The organism is Streptomyces sp. CHD11 (genome assembly GCF_018638295.1).
GTDB lineage: Bacteria > Actinomycetota > Actinomycetes > Streptomycetales > Streptomycetaceae > Streptomyces.
The window spans coordinates 18,084-33,566 of record NZ_JABTTS010000043.1; the positions used below are offsets into that span (position 1 = coordinate 18,084).

General features: G+C 72.1%; 8 protein-coding genes, 4 tRNA genes and 1 pseudogene. 6 read left to right on the plus strand and 7 right to left on the minus strand.

The features are described from left to right. Window positions 1-10: 10 nt before the first annotated feature. Entirely contained in the window at window positions 11-670 is a 660-nt protein-coding gene (locus HTV45_RS31315; protein WP_215209288.1) for a response regulator transcription factor, read from the minus strand. A gap of 28 nt (window positions 671-698) precedes the next feature. Continuing rightward, complete coding sequence (locus tag HTV45_RS31320; RefSeq protein ID WP_215209289.1) at window positions 699-1,697, minus strand: HAMP domain-containing sensor histidine kinase; 999 nt, start codon at window positions 1,695-1,697, stop codon at window positions 699-701. Window positions 1,698-1,905: 208 nt separating this feature from the next. On the opposite strand from HTV45_RS31320, the gene HTV45_RS35105 reads away from it, so the two are divergent. After that, complete coding sequence (locus HTV45_RS35105; protein ID WP_308309798.1) at window positions 1,906-2,403, plus strand: DUF3040 domain-containing protein; 498 nt, start codon at window positions 1,906-1,908, stop codon at window positions 2,401-2,403. A 196-nt stretch (window positions 2,404-2,599) separates the two neighbouring features. Here the strand turns inward: HTV45_RS35105 and HTV45_RS31330 are convergent. The 5 genes and pseudogenes from HTV45_RS31330 to HTV45_RS31350 all read right to left on the minus strand — a co-directional run. Beyond that, window positions 2,600-5,392 (minus strand): annotated as a pseudogene (locus HTV45_RS31330) (BTAD domain-containing putative transcriptional regulator); the annotation flags it as partial. Window positions 5,393-5,524: 132 nt separating this feature from the next. Continuing rightward, window positions 5,525-5,597, minus strand: a tRNA-Lys gene (locus HTV45_RS31335). 150 nt (window positions 5,598-5,747) lie between these two features. Continuing rightward, complete coding sequence (locus HTV45_RS31340) at window positions 5,748-7,982, minus strand: DEAD/DEAH box helicase (protein ID WP_215209290.1); 2,235 nt, start codon at window positions 7,980-7,982, stop codon at window positions 5,748-5,750. 246 nt (window positions 7,983-8,228) lie between these two features. Then, complete coding sequence (locus HTV45_RS31345) at window positions 8,229-8,774, minus strand: hypothetical protein (RefSeq protein ID WP_215209291.1); 546 nt, start codon at window positions 8,772-8,774, stop codon at window positions 8,229-8,231. 128 nt (window positions 8,775-8,902) lie between these two features. After that, a complete protein-coding gene (locus HTV45_RS31350) occupies window positions 8,903-9,253 on the minus strand; it encodes a metallopeptidase family protein (protein ID WP_189557072.1) in 351 nt (116 codons plus the stop codon). An 84-nt stretch (window positions 9,254-9,337) separates the two neighbouring features. Between HTV45_RS31350 and HTV45_RS31355 the strand changes: the two genes are divergently transcribed. From HTV45_RS31355 to hrpA, 5 genes are all read left to right on the plus strand, one after another. Next, window positions 9,338-10,972: a metallophosphoesterase gene (locus HTV45_RS31355; protein WP_215209292.1), complete on the plus strand. Its 1,635-nt coding sequence runs from the start codon at window positions 9,338-9,340 to the stop codon at window positions 10,970-10,972. Between the two features lie 80 nt (window positions 10,973-11,052). Further along, window positions 11,053-11,125, plus strand: a tRNA-Glu gene (locus HTV45_RS31360). Window positions 11,126-11,162: 37 nt separating this feature from the next. Further along, a tRNA-Asp gene (locus tag HTV45_RS31365) sits at window positions 11,163-11,237 on the plus strand. Between the two features lie 24 nt (window positions 11,238-11,261). Further along, window positions 11,262-11,335, plus strand: a tRNA-Phe gene (locus tag HTV45_RS31370). Window positions 11,336-11,429: 94 nt separating this feature from the next. Next, window positions 11,430-15,410 (plus strand): ATP-dependent RNA helicase HrpA, encoded by a 3,981-nt coding sequence (hrpA, locus tag HTV45_RS31375; RefSeq protein WP_215209293.1) that lies wholly within the window; start codon window positions 11,430-11,432, stop codon window positions 15,408-15,410. Window positions 15,411-15,483: the final 73 nt, after the last annotated feature.

Sequence of the window (15,483 nt, forward strand, 5' to 3'; positions counted from 1 at the left end):
GACGCCCCGGTCAGGGTTCGATCAGCCCCACGCGGATGGCGTACCGGGTGAGTTCCAGGCGGTCCTTCAGGCCGAGCTTGGCCAGCAGGTTGGCGCGGTGCCGCTCCACCGTCTTGGGACTGATCACCAGAAGGGTGGCGATCTGCTGCGAGGTGTGGCCCTCGGCGACGAGCTTGAGGATCTCCTCCTCGCGGTCGGTGATGGCCTTGGCCGGCAGGGTCCTGCCCTCCCGCGCGAGGTCGAGGTAGTTGTGGATGAGGGCGTTGACGGCCCCGGGGTAGAGGAACGGCTCACCGCGCATGGTGGCGTGGCAGGCCGCGACCAGGTCCTGGTCGGCGACGGACTTCAGGACATAGCCCGAGGCGCCGGCGGCGAGCGCCTCGAAGAAGAACTGCTCGTTGTCGTACATGGTCAGGATGAGGATCCGCGTCTCCGGCAGGGTGCGGGAGAGCTCACGGGCCGCCTGGAGACCGGTCAGCCGGGGCATGGCGATATCGAGAATGGCCAGGTCGGGGCGGTGCTCACGGGCCTGTTCGAGTGCCTCGGCGCCGTCCGCGGCCTCGGCCACGACGGTCAGCTCCGGTTCGCCGTCCAGGATGAGACGGACCCCCCGGCGGACCAGCGCGTGGTCGTCGGCGAGGAGAATGCGGGTGGGGGCCTGCTCGTTCATTTCGTCGTTTCCGGTCGGGGCTCATCGGTCACGGGGGCGGGGCGTGGGCGGACGGCCCTCGCAGGGGGACGAGGGCGTGCGCGGGAAAACGGGCGGGAACGGGGACGGCCAGGCGTACTTCGGTACCGCCCTCGGCGCGGCCCTCCACCGTCACCACGGCGCCGACGAGCAGGGCGCGCTCCCGCATCCCGCGGATGCCGGCACCCTCCTGCGCCAGGCCGATGCCCCGGCCGTCGTCCCGGACCCGGAGTTCGACACCGCCGGGTGAGCGGTACAGGGCGAGTTCGGCGCGGCGGGCGCCGGAGTGACGGGCTGCGTTGGTGAGGCCTTCCTGGGCGACGCGGTAGATGACGAGCTCGGTCTCCCGGTCGAGTTCCGGCACGTCCGGGGCGAGGCTGTGCTGGACGCCCAGACCGGAGCCGCCGAGCTCGGTGGCGAGGGCCTTGAGGGCACTGGCCAGGCCCAGCTCGTCCAGCACCCCCGGGCGCAGCCGGCGGGCGATGCGCCGGATCTCCTCCAGGCTGGCGCGGGTGGTCTCCTGGACCATCCGCAGTTCCTCGCGCAGCTCGGACGGGGCGTGGTCGGCGGCACGTTTGAGCTGGAGCAGTACGGCGGTCAGGGACTGGCCGACCTCGTCGTGCAGTTCCTGGGCGACGCGGCGGCGCTCGCCCTCCTGGGCGGACAGGGCGCGGGCGCTGCTCGTGGCGCGCTCGTCCTCCAGCCGGTCGAGCATGGTGTTGAACGTGGTGATCAGCTCGGCGATCTCGCCGCGTCCGCCGACCGCGGGACGGCGTCCCGGGCGGAGCAGGTCGGTCGTGGTCATGGCCCGGGTCAGGCGTTGCAGCGGGGCGAGCCCGAAGCGCAGCAGCAGCGCGTTGGCGACCAGCATGGCGGCCAGGCCCACGGTGAGGACCGCGGCCTCGGTGAGCAGCACGGGGGTGGATACGGTGACCGGTCCCAGCAGAAGTGCCGTGGCGACAATGAGGACGACGGCGTTCAGCATGAAGATCCGCCAGAACAGAGGCACCCGTCAACCGCCTCCTCACCCTGGGCCGCTCACTCGGGCTCCCGGTGCGGCGGGAGCGGTGACGGGCCCGCGGACCGGGGGCGCGGCGCGGGCCGTCACCGCCCAGCCTGTCCCCTGATCCGTCCCCGCGCCATCGGTGACAACCCCCATTTTTCCCCCGGGCCGCGGGCCGGCCCACGGTCCGTGTACGCAGCGGCCCCCAGTGAGGATGGGGCCCGTGACCGATGGCCCGGACCGGCTGCGGCGGGAGACGCTGGGGTCTACCCGGTACCGGACGGACGAGACGCCTGCAGACAGGCGCGTTCCCTTGCAGTGGCCGGGCCCGCAGCAGGAGGGCGGGCCCCCTCGCCCGTCCCCTGGTACCGGAGCGACGGCCGTCGGCGTGGCGCCGTGCGGCCACCTCTGGGAAGGAGGAGCCGTGCCCCAGTCCAACGACGATCGTCTGGTCGACCTCGCGGCCCGACTCGAGCACCAGGATCCCCGTTTCGCCCGCTCGCTGTCCGCCGGGCAGCCGACCCGCCCCCGCGAGTACCGGCGCACGGGCGCCTGGTGGGCGCTGGCCGTCGGAGTGGTGATGCTGATCGCGGGTGTGATCGTCTCCGACGGACTGCTGATCGCGGCGGGTCTGGTGCTCTCCGGCATCGCCGTGCAACTCCTCGACCCCGACCGCCGCCGTACGGGCGCACGGCCCTCGTACCGCCACTGACACGGGCCACCCCGTCACGCCCCGCGCGGCCTTCGGGCCGCGCNCGGGCAGCGTCACCCTGGGCATCGCGCTGGGCGTCGCCGGGCTGGTGCTGTTCGTCGCCGTCCGCTACGGGCGGGTCCTCCCGCGGCGGCCGGCCGAGCCTCTCGCGGACCTTTCCGGCGTCCGGATGACCGATCTCCACGAAGATCTCCAGGGCCCGGGTCCATTCCGCGCGGGCGTCCTCCGGCCGGCCGGCGTCGAGCAGGGCGTCGCCGAGATTGCTGAGGGAATGGCCCTCGCCCCAGCGGTTGGCCACGGCACGGTGGGTCTCCAGCGCACGGTGGTAGTGCGCGACCGCGTCGTCGTAGTGCCGGAGCCGGTGGTGGACCGTGCCGAGGATGTCCAGCGCGAGGCCCTCGACCCAGCGGTGGTTGCTCCGGCGCAGGACGGTCCGTGCCTCCTCCAGGGACGAGACGGCCTCCTCGAACCGGCCGAGCCGCTGGTAGGCGTCGCCCAGATTGGTCAGGGCGATGCCCACCCCCCATGCGTTGCCGAGGGCCCGGTCCAGGGCCAGTCCCCGGCGGATGTACTCCACGGCCCGGGCCGGCCGGCCGATCTGGAGGTAGGCGTCGCCCAGGTTGCCCACCGCCCTCGACCTGCCCCGCGCGTCCCCGAGCTCACGGCAGACGGCCAGCGCCCGGTACTGCACCTCGATGGACTCCTCGATCCTGCCCATACTGCGCAGCGCGGCGGCCAGGTCCGCGAGGCCCTGGGCCTCACCGGCCCGGTCCTGTGCGGCGCGGGCGGCGGCCAGTCCGGCGCCCGCGGTGTCGAGCCAGTCGTGCAGATGGCTGCGGAGGTAGAGGAACCCCCACAGGACCGCGGGCAGCCGCCAGGCGATGCCCGGCAGTCCCCACGCGACGGCCTGGTGCACCGCGCGGACCAGGTTGCCCCGCTCGGTCTCGCACCATTCCAGGGCCTCCTCGCGCGTCGCCGGTGTGAAGGGCCGGCACCGGTCGGGCGGGCCGGGAAGCGGAACCCGGTCGCGGTACGGGGTGATCAGCGGGTAGGCGGCGCCGGCGGAATGCAGGTACCAGGCGAGCAGCCGCTCGACGGCCCGTTCCCGCTCCGGCGGCGGATCCTCGGTGTGGACGCGTTCCGCGGCGTAGACCCGCAGCAGGTCGTGCAGGGCGTAGCGGCCGGGCAGACGCTCGATGACCAGATGGGCCCCGGTGAGTTCGGCGAGCAGCGTGCGGGTCCCCCGCGTCTCCAGGCCGGCGAGCGCGGCCACGGCGGGCAGGGACATGTCCGGCCCGCAGTGCAGGCCCAGGAGGCGGAACAGCCGCGCGGCCGGGGCGGACAGCGCGTTGTACGACCAGGAGAACACGGCCCGCACGTCGGTGGTGATGTCCTCGCCCCCGGTGAAGGCGTCGAGGCTGCCCTGGCTCTCGCGTACCTCCTCGGCGATGGAGGCCAGCGGGAACGCGGGATGGCCGGCGGCGTGGGCGGCGACGATGGCCAGCGCCAGCGGCAGCCGGGCGCACCGGGTGATGATCTCGTCCGTCGCCTCCGGTTCCGCGGCGGCCCGGCCGGCCCCGAGGCGGCGCGCCAGCAGATCGCGGGCCTCGGCGGTGGTCAGCTGGTCCAGGGTCAGCAGGAACGCCCCCTCGCCGACGACCAGGCCGGTGAGCCGGCTGCGGCTGGTGACGATGACCAGGGAACCGGGTGACCCGGGCAGCAGCGGGCGTACCTGGGCGGTGTCACGGGCGTTGTCCAGCAGGATCAGCACCCGCCGCCGGGCGAGGATGCTGCGGTACAGCGCCGCCTGTGCGTCGAGACCGGCGGGGATGCTCGCGGGCGGGACGCCGAGGGCGTCGAGGAAGGCACGGATCGCCTCTTCCGGCGTCATGGCCGTGCCGGTCGGGTCGAAGCCCCTGAGGTTGATGCAGAGCTGTCCGTCGGGGAAGCGGTCGGCGACCTCGTGCGCCCAGCGCACGGCCAGGGTGGTCTTGCCGATACCGCCCATACCGCCGATCGCCCCGATGACCACCGAGGAGGGGGCCCCTGCGCCGGCCGGGAGAAGGGACCGTATCCGCTCGAGTTCGGTGCCGCGGCCGGCGAAGGTGGGCAGGTCGGCGGGCAGTTGCGCCGGCCGGGTGATCCGCTGCTCGGCCGGTGCGGGGGGCCGGGCCGGCGGGGACGGCGGCGGAGTCTGCCGCCGGGGCGGTGCCAGGGCCGGGTCGGCGAGGAGCATACGGTCGCGCAGTTCCCGCAGCGGGGCGCCGGGTTCGATGCCCAGCTGCCCCACCAGGGTCCGGCGGGTGCCGCGGAACACCTCCAGCGCCTCGGCCTGCCGGCCCGACCGGTACAGAGCCAGCATGAGCAGTCGGCACAGCTGTTCCCGCAGCGGGTGGTGACGGTTCAGGGACATCAGTTCGGCGATCACCTCGCCGTGCCGCCCGAGGTCGAGATCGTTCTCGATGCGGCTCTCCAGCACGGCGAGCCGCTCCTCGTTCAGCCGGACGCGCTCCGCCTCGGCCAGCCGGCCGGGCAGGCCGGCCAGCGCCACCTCCTGCCAGCCGTCCAGCACGGCGCGCAGCAGACCGTCCGCGGCGTCGAACCCGCCCTCCGCGCGCCATGTCAGGGCGCGGGCGACCCGTCGTCTGAACTCCGTCAGATCCAGGGCGTCCGGGGGGAACCGCATCAGGTATCCGTCGCCGACCGAGACGAGCACCCGTGGCGCGCCGGCCGCGTTCCCGCCGGGCTCCACTACCTTGCGCAGCCGCGAGGCGTACGTCCGCAGGACGGACACGGCGGCGGCGGGCGGCTGCTCGCCCCAGAGGTCGTCGACGAGCCCGCCGAGTGTGACGGGCCGTCCGCCGCGCAGCAACAGCGCCGCCAGGAACGCCCGTTGCTGCGGAGAGCCGAGATCCAGCTCCCGCCCGTCCCGCCAGGCCCTGACCGGCCCCAGCACGGCAAAACGCAGCCCGTTCCCCGATGCGCTCATTTCTCGAACTCTAGTGCCCGCCACCTCCCGCCCCGTGGGTCCGGCGGCCGCGGACCGGCCGCCGCGCCGGCACCGGAACGACACAGCCCCTGCCCTCCGGCTTCCGCCGCAGGTCAGGGGCTGCTCACGAGGTAGGCCCTGTGGGACTCGAACCCACAACCAATGGATTAAAAGTCCACTGCTCTGCCAATTGAGCTAAGGGCCCTGGCGATGTTGCCTCCACGAGCATAGCGGGACGTCGCCGAGTCTCCGATCGGGTATCGGGGAGACGGGTCAGGACGTGTCCCGCGGAGAACGCGGAAGGCCCGCGCGACGTGTGTCGCGCGGGCCTTCCGGTCAGTGCCGTGAGGAGGCGTCAGCTGCTGCGCTTCCAGCGCGGCTTGTCGTCGCGTCGGCCGACGGGGCTGCCGCCGCGGTGGTCGTCACGGCGGCCCTGCGGACGGTCGTGGCCGCCGGTGCGGAAGGCCGGGCGGTCGCCCTGGCGGTCGCGGTTGAACGGACGGTCGCTGCCCCGGTGGCTGCCGCCACGGTCGTCACGGCGCTCGAAGGGACGCCCACCGCGGTCGTCACGGCGGAAGCCGCCACGCTCACCGCCACGGTCGTCACGGCGCTCGAAGGGACGCCCGCCACGGTCACCACGGTCGCCGCGGTCGCCGCGGTCGTCACGACGGAAACCGCCACGGTCGCCACCGCGGTCGTCACGGCGCTCGAAGGGACGCCCGCCACGGTCACCACGGTCGTCACGGCGGAAGCCACCGCGGTCGCCGCCACGGTCGTCACGGCGGTCGTCACGGCGCTCGAAGGAACGCCCGCCACGGTCACCACGGTCGTCACGGCGGAAACCGCCGCGGTCACCGCCACGGTTGTCCCGGTCGCGGTCCCGGTTGAAGCCGCCGCGGTCGTCACGGCGCTCGAAGGGACGCCCGCCACGGTCACCACGGTCACCGCGGTCGTCGCGACGGAAGCCGCCACGGTCGCCACCGCGGTCGTCACGGCGCTCACGCCGCTCGTACGGCGCCGAGGCCGCGGGGCGCTCCAAGCGCTCCGTCCGCTCGACGTCCCGCGCGGTCGGCTGCTCCGGCAGCGACACCTCGGCCTCGGCCGACGCCACGACGGCCGCCTCGGCCACCACCGTCTCCGGGTCCTCGCCGCGCTCCCGCGCGGAGCGGGCCAGCAGCCGGTCGGCCTCGCCGCGCAGCTCGGAGGCGCGGCGCTGCGCCCGCTCGAGCTCCTTGGTGAGCTGGGCGACCTCGCGCTCGGCCTGCTGCGCCGCGTTGCCCGCCGACTCGGCCTGCACCTCGGTCATCGACCGGGCGCCGGTGATCTCGGCGACCTCCGGGTCGAACGCCGCGCCGCCCTGGATGATGTGGCGCGTGGCGTCGACGCCCGCGTCCTCCATCAGCCGGAAGATCTGGCGCCGCTGGTGCGGCAGGGACAGGGACACCACGGTGCCGGTGCGGCCGGCGCGCGCCGTGCGGCCCGCGCGGTGCAGGTAGTCCTTGTGGTCACCGGCCGGGTCCACGTTCAGGACGAGGTCGATGCCGTCGACGTGGATACCGCGGGCGGCGACGTCCGTGGCGACCAGGACGTTGACGTAGCCGTCCTTGAAGTCCGCCAGGGTCCGCGTGCGCGCGCCCTGCGTCATGCCACCGTGCAGCGCTTCGGCCTTGGCCCCGGCGTCGCGCAGCTGTTCGGCAACGCGGTCGGCGCCCAGCTGGGTGCGGACGAAGATGATGGTGCGGCCCTTGCGGGAGGCGATGGCCGCGGTGACCGGCGCCTTGTCCTTGGGCTTCACCACGAGGATGTGGTGCGACATGGTCGTCACCGCGCCCTGCGCCGCGTCGACCTCGTGGGTCGCCGGGTCGGTGAGGTAGCGGTCGACCAGGGTCTTGATCTCGTTCTCCATGGTCGCGGAGAACAGCATGCGCTGGCCGCCCGCCGGGACCTGGTCGAGCAGTTCGGTGACCTCGGGCAGGAAGCCCAGGTCGGACATCTGGTCGGCCTCGTCGAGAACGGTGATCTGCACGTTCTCCAGGGAGCAGGCGCCGCGGTTGATGATGTCCCGCAGACGGCCCGGGGTGGCGACGAGGACGTCGACGCCGCGCTCGAGGGCGTAGATCTGGTTGCCCATCGACGTGCCGCCGCAGACGACCTTCATCTTCAGGCCCATCACGTCGCCGTACGGCTGGAGCGCGTCGGCGACCTGCATGGCGAGCTCACGCGTCGGCGTCAGGATGACGGCGCGCGGCTTGTGCTTCTCGGTGCGGCCGCCGGCCAGCGTGGCCAGGGTCGGCAGACCGAAGGAGAGGGTCTTGCCGGAGCCGGTGCGGCCGCGGCCGAGGATGTCCTTGCCGGCCAGGGCGTCCGGGATGGTCGCGGCCTGGATCGGGAAGGGGGAGGTGACACCGTTCTGCGCGAGCTTGCGCACGACACCCTCGGGCAGGCCGAGGTCGGTGAAGGTGGGCTCGAGGACCGCCGGCTCGACGCTGACGTCGGTGTCGGTGTCGGTGTTCTCGATGGTGATGTCGACGTCCTCGATGTTCTCGGGGTTCTCGGGCACGACGACGTGATCAGTACTGGCGATGGGCATACGAATGCGAAACCTTCCGGAGTCTCTTCGGCACGCGCCCGTCAACTCCGTGATTCGCACTTCGCAATACGACCGCCTCGATGCGGTCCACCACGGCAAGGGAGAGACTACGCGCCACACGGCGCGCTCTGCAGTGGCGCCGGGCAAATAGGATCAAACGATCTGCCACCATACGCACCCCGGCACCTCTGAAGCAAACCGGCAGGTGAGCGGGGGTCCGATGGGCAGGGAAGTGCTGAGAAGACCTTAGGCCGGCGCCCCCGCTTCCGGCGCCGGTTCCCGCTGCGCCAGCTGGGTCCCGGGCGGCTGGTGTGCCGACGAGGACGGTTCCGCCTGGGTCGGCTCCGGCACGTCCGACGGCTCGGGCGGCACCGGTGTGGGATCCGGATCCGGTGTCCGCGTGGGCTCCGGCGGAACGGGGCCTTCGTCGGGGTCCGGCCCCGGGAGGTCGCCCGGCCCTCCGTCGGCCGGTGCCGGCCGGCTCGCCCCCGGAGCCGGAGAGACGCCGGCGGACGCCGTCGCCGTCGCCCGGCCCTTCTTCCTCCTGCCCTCGCGCTCCGTGCCCTGACCGCCGTCCGCGCGCTCGCCACCGTCCGCCGCGGCGCCGTGGCCGCCGGCGCCGTCCGGCCCCGCCGTGTCCCCCTCCGGCGCCGCACCGCCCGGCCGCCCCACGGAGTGCGACGGCCCGCCGCCCCCGCCGGCACCGTCCTCACCCACGCTCACACAGCCGGCGGCAGCGGCGACGGCGACGACGGTGGCGGCCAGGCGGACGGGTACGTACAAGCGGCGCACGGAGCCACCTCCGGTGGGAGTACAGGGTCAACAACCCCAACTCCCGCCACCCGCAAGAAGACACGCGTACGGCCCGGGGGTGTCGTACACCTCACTCCGCGGCCCCCGGACCACCCGGGGCCGCCCTCCTATCCGTAGCCGAGCGCGTGCAGCCGGGCGTCGTCGATCCCGAAGTGGTGCGCGATCTCATGCACCACCGTGATCTCCGTCTCGGCGACCACGTCCTCCCGGGACTCGCACATCCGCAGGGTGGGCCCCCGGTAGATGGTGATCCGGTCCGGCAGCACTCCGGCGTACCACTCACCCCGCTCCGTCAGCGGAGTCCCCTCGTACAGCCCGAGCAGCTCCGGATCGTCCGCCGGCGGTTCGTCCTCGACGAACACCGCGACGTTGTCCATCAGCCGCATCAGCTCCGGCGGAATCCGGTCCAGCGCCTCGGAGACCAGCTCCTCGAACATCTCGCGCGTCATCTCCAGCACAGAGCCATTGTCGGGTACGGGCCGTCCGTACGAGATGCGCGGGACACCCGCATATCCCCCGCGCCAGATGGGCATACGGGACCAATGGCCCGCGTCCCCACCCTCGTCGAGAACGCCCTCCGCCGCTTCCCACGGCTCCCGCGGGCCCTGTCCCCCCGCCGCTCCCGCCGGTCCGCGCCCCCGACCGGGACCACCACCCTCGCCCCGGCCGTGCGCCCCTGGACGCGTGCTCCGGTGCTCGTGGCCGTGGTCGTTCTCGGTGCCTGGCTGGGTCTGCTCGTCGTCGGCAACGTGCGCGTCCCCGTCGGCCCCATGGACACCACGATGGCGCTGCGCCCCTCCTTGTCCGGCGGCACCAAGATCAACGTTTCCCCTCTGGGCGCCCTCCAACTCGACAGCCACACCGCCCCCGTGCGCCTCGACGTCAACGTCGACCAGCTCGACCCCGCACGCTCCCAGGCCCTGGTCGACCACCCCGAGCGCCTCTCCGGCCTCCAGGACGAGGTCACCCAGGACATCGCCCGCGGCACCGCCGACCTCGCCGTACGCTCCTGCGTGGCCGTCGTCACCGGTGCCACCGCGCTCGGTCTGATCGTCTACCGCCGCCCCCGCCGGGCCCTCGCCGCCGGCGGCCTCGCCCTCACCCTCCTGGCCGCGTCCGGAGGCACCGCGTACGCCACCTGGAACCCCGACTCGGTCCTGGAGCCCCGCTTTTCCGGCCTGCTCTCCTCGGCCCCCTCACTCGTCGGCGACGCGCGCAGCATCGTCACCGAGTTCGACGTCTACCAGCAGGAGCTGGCCCGCCTCGTCACCAACGTGACCAAGCTCTACGACGCCACCTCCACCCTCCCCGTCTACCGGCCCGACCCGACCACGCTGCGCGTCCTGCACGTCTCCGACATCCATCTCAACCCCGCCAGCTGGAAGATCATCGCCTCCCTGGTGGAGCAGTACCGGGTGGACGTGATCGTCGACACCGGGGACACGATGGACCACGGCACCGCCGCCGAGAACGGCTTCCTCGACCCCGTCGAGCACCTCGGCGCTCCCTATGTCTGGGTCCGCGGCAACCACGACTCGCTCGTCACCCAGCGCTATCTCGAGCGCATGAAGAACGTCCACGTCCTCGACGAGGGCAGGGCGAAGACCGTCGCCGGACTGCGTTTCGCGGGCATCGGCGACCCGCAGTTCACCCCCGACCGCTCGACCAGGACCGGCGCCGAGGAGTCCCAGGAACTGGCCGGCGCCCGGCTCGCCTCGGCCCTGCGCGACCAGCGCGCCGCCGGCACCCCGGTGGACGTCGCACTCGCCCATGAGCCCTCGGCGGCCCGCGAGGTCGACGGCACCGTGCCGCTGGTCCTGGCCGGTCACCTCCACCGCGAGGAGACCAAGGTCATGCGGTACGGCACCCGGCTCCGCGTCGAGGGCTCCACCGGCGGCAGCGGCCTGCGCGCCATCGAGGGCAAGTACCCCGACCCCATCGAGACGTCGATCCTCTACTTCGACCGGGACAGCCGCCGCCTCCAGGCCTGGGACTCGATCGAACTGGGCGGACTCGGCCTGACCACGGCGGAGGTCAGCCGGCACCTTCCCGAGGAGAACCAGCCGGGCGCAAAGACCTCGCCGTCCCCCTCGGGTCCCTCGCCCTCCCCCTCCGGCGCTCCCCCGGCCACCGCGCCGACCCCCTCCCCGGGCAGCCGCTCGACCCCCGCGCCGTAAACCGTTTTGGCGAACCCTCCCGCCATCCCATATGCTTCTGACGTCCCCGACGCGCCGCAAGGCGCCCAGGCGGGCCGATAGCCCTCATCGTCTAGCGGCCTAGGACGCCGCCCTTTCAAGGCGGTAGCACGGGTTCGAATCCCGTTGGGGGCACGCACCACCCTGTGCGACACTGTCGTACGACACGCTTGGTCCTGTGGAGCAGTTTGGAGTGCTCGCCACCCTGTCAAGGTGGAGGCCGCGGGTTCAAATCCCGTCAGGACCGCTGGTGTTTCACGTGAAACACCACGGCTGGGTAGCTCAGTTGGTACGAGCGATCGCCTGAAAAGCGATAGGTCGCCGGTTCGACCCCGGCCCCAGCCACAGCAAAGGCCCCGATCATCGATCGGGGCCTTGTTGTGTGTCCCGGCAAAATCATTGGCCGCGTATTTCCGCGGGATGAGACCCTGGAGTCCGTATGTCTACGCACTCTGCCCCCGCTCTCGGCTCCCTCGCCTCCCGTCTCACCGAGCTGTCGCTGCGCGACGCGCACCGGCTCGGACGGCGGCTCGAGGGTGCACGCAGGATCCGTAAGCCGGAGGCACGCGACGCCGTGCTCGCCGAGATCGAGACGGAGGTGGCCGCGGCCGCGGAGCGGATGACGGCACGGCGCGCCCGGGTGCCCGGTATCCGGTATCCGGAGCAGCTCCCCGTCAGCCAGAAGAAGGACGACATCGCCGAGGCGATCCGTGATCATCAGGTCGTGATCGTCGCCGGTGAGACGGGCTCCGGCAAGACCACGCAGATCCCGAAGATCTGCATGGAGCTGGGCCGGGGCGTCCGGGGCATGATCGGGCACACGCAGCCCCGCCGGATCGCCGCCCGTACCGTCGCGGAGCGGGTCGCCGAGGAGCTGGACACCCCGCTGGGTGAGGCCGTCGGCTGGAAGGTCCGTTTCACCGACCAGGTGAACCCGGACGCCACCTTCGTCAAGCTGATGACCGACGGCATCCTGCTCGCGGAAATCCAGACCGACCGTGAGCTGCGCGCCTACGACACGATCATCATCGACGAGGCGCACGAGCGGTCGCTCAACATCGACTTCCTGCTCGGCTACCTGGCGCAGCTGCTGCCGAAGCGGCCGGACCTCAAGGTCGTCATCACCTCCGCGACGATCGACCCGGAGCGTTTCTCCCGGCACTTCGGCGACGCCCCGATCGTCGAGGTCAGCGGGCGCACCTATCCGGTGGAGGTGCGGTACCGGCCGCTGCTCGAGGAGGACTCGGACGACGCCGACCGGGACCAGATCACGGCGATCACGGACGCCGTCGAGGAGCTGATGGCGGAAGGGCCCGGCGACATCCTGGTGTTCCTCTCCGGTGAGCGGGAGATCCGGGACACGGCGGACGCGCTGACGAAGAAGCGGTACCGGTCGACCGAGGTGCTGCCGCTGTACGCGCGGCTGTCGCACGCCGAGCAGCACCGGGTGTTCCAGCAGCACAGCGGACGCAGGATCGTTCTGGCCACCAACGTGGCCGAGACCTCCCTCACCGTGCCGGGCATCAAGTACGTCATCGATCCCGGGTTCGCCCGTATCTCCCGCTACAGCCACCGCACCAAGGTGCAGCGGCTGCCGATCGAGCCGGTGTCGCAGGCGAGCGCCAACCAGCGCAAGGGCCGCTGCGGCCGTACGTCGGACGGCATCTGCGTCCGGCTGTACAGCGAGGACGACTTCCTCACCCGCCCGGAGTTCACCGACGCGGAGATCCTGCGGACCAACCTCGCCTCGGTGATCCTGCAGATGACGGCGGCCGGCCTGGGCGAGATCGAGAAGTTCCCGTTCATCGACCCGCCGGACCACCGCAACATCCGTGACGGTGTGCAGTTGCTGCAGGAGCTGGGGGCGCTGGACCCGGCGCAGAAGGACCCGCGCAAGCGGCTCACCGAGACCGGGCGGAAACTGGCACAGCTGCCGGTGGACCCCCGGCTGGCGCGCATGGTGCTGGAGGCGGACCGCAACGGCTGCGCCCGCGAGGTCATGGTGATCGCGGCGGCGCTGTCGATCCAGGACCCGCGCGAGCGGCCGGCGGACAAGCAGACCCAGGCCGATCAGCAGCACGCCCGTTTCCGGGACGAGTCCAGCGACTTCCTGGCCTTCCTCAACCTGTGGCGGTACGTCCGTGAACAGCAGAAGGAGCGCGGCTCCTCGTCGTTCCGGCGGATGTGCAAGCAGGAGTATCTGAACTTCCTGCGGATCCGGGAGTGGCAGGACATCTACACGCAGCTGCGGACGGTCGCCCGGCAGATGGGCATCCAGCTGAACGAGGGCGACGCGGCGGAGGACCGCGTCCATGTGTCGCTGCTGTCCGGTCTGCTCTCGCACATCGGTATGAAGGACGTGAAGGAGTCCAAGGACTCCGGTCAGGGCGGCGGCCGCAAGGACGGCGGCCGGAACGAGTACCTGGGCGCGCGCAACGCCAAGTTCGCGATCTTCCCGGGGTCGGCCCTGTTCAAGAAGCCGCCGCGGTTCGTGATGTCGGCCGAGCTGGTGGAGACGTCCCGGCTGTGGGCGCGGGTCAACGCGAAGATCGAGCCGGAGTGGGTGGAGCCGCTCGCGGAGCATCTGCTGAAGCGCACCTACAGCGAACCGCACTGGGAGAAGGACCAGGCGGCCGTGATGGCCTACGAGAAGGTGACGCTGTACGGCGTGCCGATCGTGGCGCAGCGCAAGGTGAACTACGGCCGCATCGATCCGGAGGTCTCCCGGGAGCTGTTCATCCGCAACGCGCTGGTCGAGGGCGACTGGCGTACCCACCACAAGTTCTACGCGGACAACCGGCGGCTGCTGACCGAGGTCGAGGAGCTGGAGCACCGGGCGCGGCGCCGGGACATCCTGGTCGACGACGAGACCCTGTACGACTTCTACGAGCAGCGGATCCCCGACCACGTGGTCTCCGGGGCGCATTTCGACTCCTGGTGGAAGCACAAGCGGCACGAGCAGCCGGAGTTCCTCGACTTCGAGCGGGAGATGCTGATCCGTGAATCGGCCGGATCGGTCACCAAGGCCGACTATCCCGACACCTGGCACCAGGGTCCCCTGAAGTTCCGGGTGACGTACCAGTTCGAGCCGGGCGCGGACGCGGACGGTGTGACGGTCCACATTCCCCTCCAGGTACTGAACCAGGTGACGGACGAGGGCTTCGAGTGGCAGATCCCGGGGCTGCGGGCGGACGTCGTCACGGAGCTGATCCGTTCGCTCCCCAAGCCGATCCGCCGGAACTACGTGCCGGCGCCGGACTTCGCCCGGGCGTTCCTGGAGCGGGCGGTGCCGTCGCAGGAGCCGCTGACGGTGACGATGGCCCGCGAGCTGAAGCGGATGGTCGGAGTGCCGTTCGAGGCGGAGGACTTCGACTGGTCCCGCGTTCCCGACCACTTGAAGGTGACCTTCCGGATCGTCGACGAGCGGCGCCGCAAGCTCGCCGAGGACAAGGATCTGGAGGCGCTCCAGGTCCGGTTGCGGCCGAAGGCGCGCCAGGCGCTGTCCCAGGCGGCCGCCGCGACCGCGCAGCGCCAGGGCGGTGAGTCGCTGGAGCGTCGGGGACTGACGGACTGGACGATCGGTTCGCTCACCCGGGTGTTCGAGACCCGTCGTGCCGGTCAGCCGGTGAAGGCCTATCCGGCGCTGGTGGACGACGGTGACTCGGTCTCGGTCCGGCTGTTCGACTCGGAGGCCGAGCAGGCGGAGGCGATGTGGAGGGGCACGCGGCGGCTGATCCTGCTCGGGATCCCGGTGAACCCCGCGAAGTTCGCTTCCGAAAAGCTGACCAACCCCCAGAAGCTGGCGCTGTCCGCGAATCCGCACGGTTCGGTGCAGGCCCTGTTCGAGGACTGCGCGACAGCCGCGGCGGACCGGCTGATCGCGGACTTCGGCGGTCCGGTGTGGGACGAGGAGTCGTTCCGGAAGCTGTTCGACAAGGTCCGCGCGGACCTTGTCGACACGACGGTGCGCGCGGTGGACCAGGTGCAGCAGGTACTGGCCGCCTGGCAGGCCTGTGAGCGCCGCCTGAAGGGTGTGCGCAGCCCCGCGCTGCTGGCGAACCTCCAGGACGTGCGCACGCAGCTGGACGGGCTCGTACGGCCGGGCTTCGTGACGGAGGCCGGGCTGCGGCGGCTGCCGGACCTGATGCGCTATCTGGTGGCCGCGGACCGGCGGCTCCAGCAGATGGCGGCGAACGCGCAGCGGGACACCACGCGGATGGCGAAGGTCCACGAGATGCGGGACGAGTACGCGTGGCTGCTGGAACAGCTGCCGCGGGGGCGGCCCGTGCCGCGCCAGGTCCTGGACATCCGCTGGATGATCGAGGAGCTGCGGGTCAGCTACTTCGCCCACGCGCTCGGCACGGCGTACCCGGTGTCGGACAAGCGGATCGTGAAGGCGATCGACGCGGCGGTGCCGTGACCGCGCCCGCACACACGGTGAGTTCGACCGGGGGGCGGCCGCTCCTGTACAGTCCTTCTCGCAGCGCAACGCA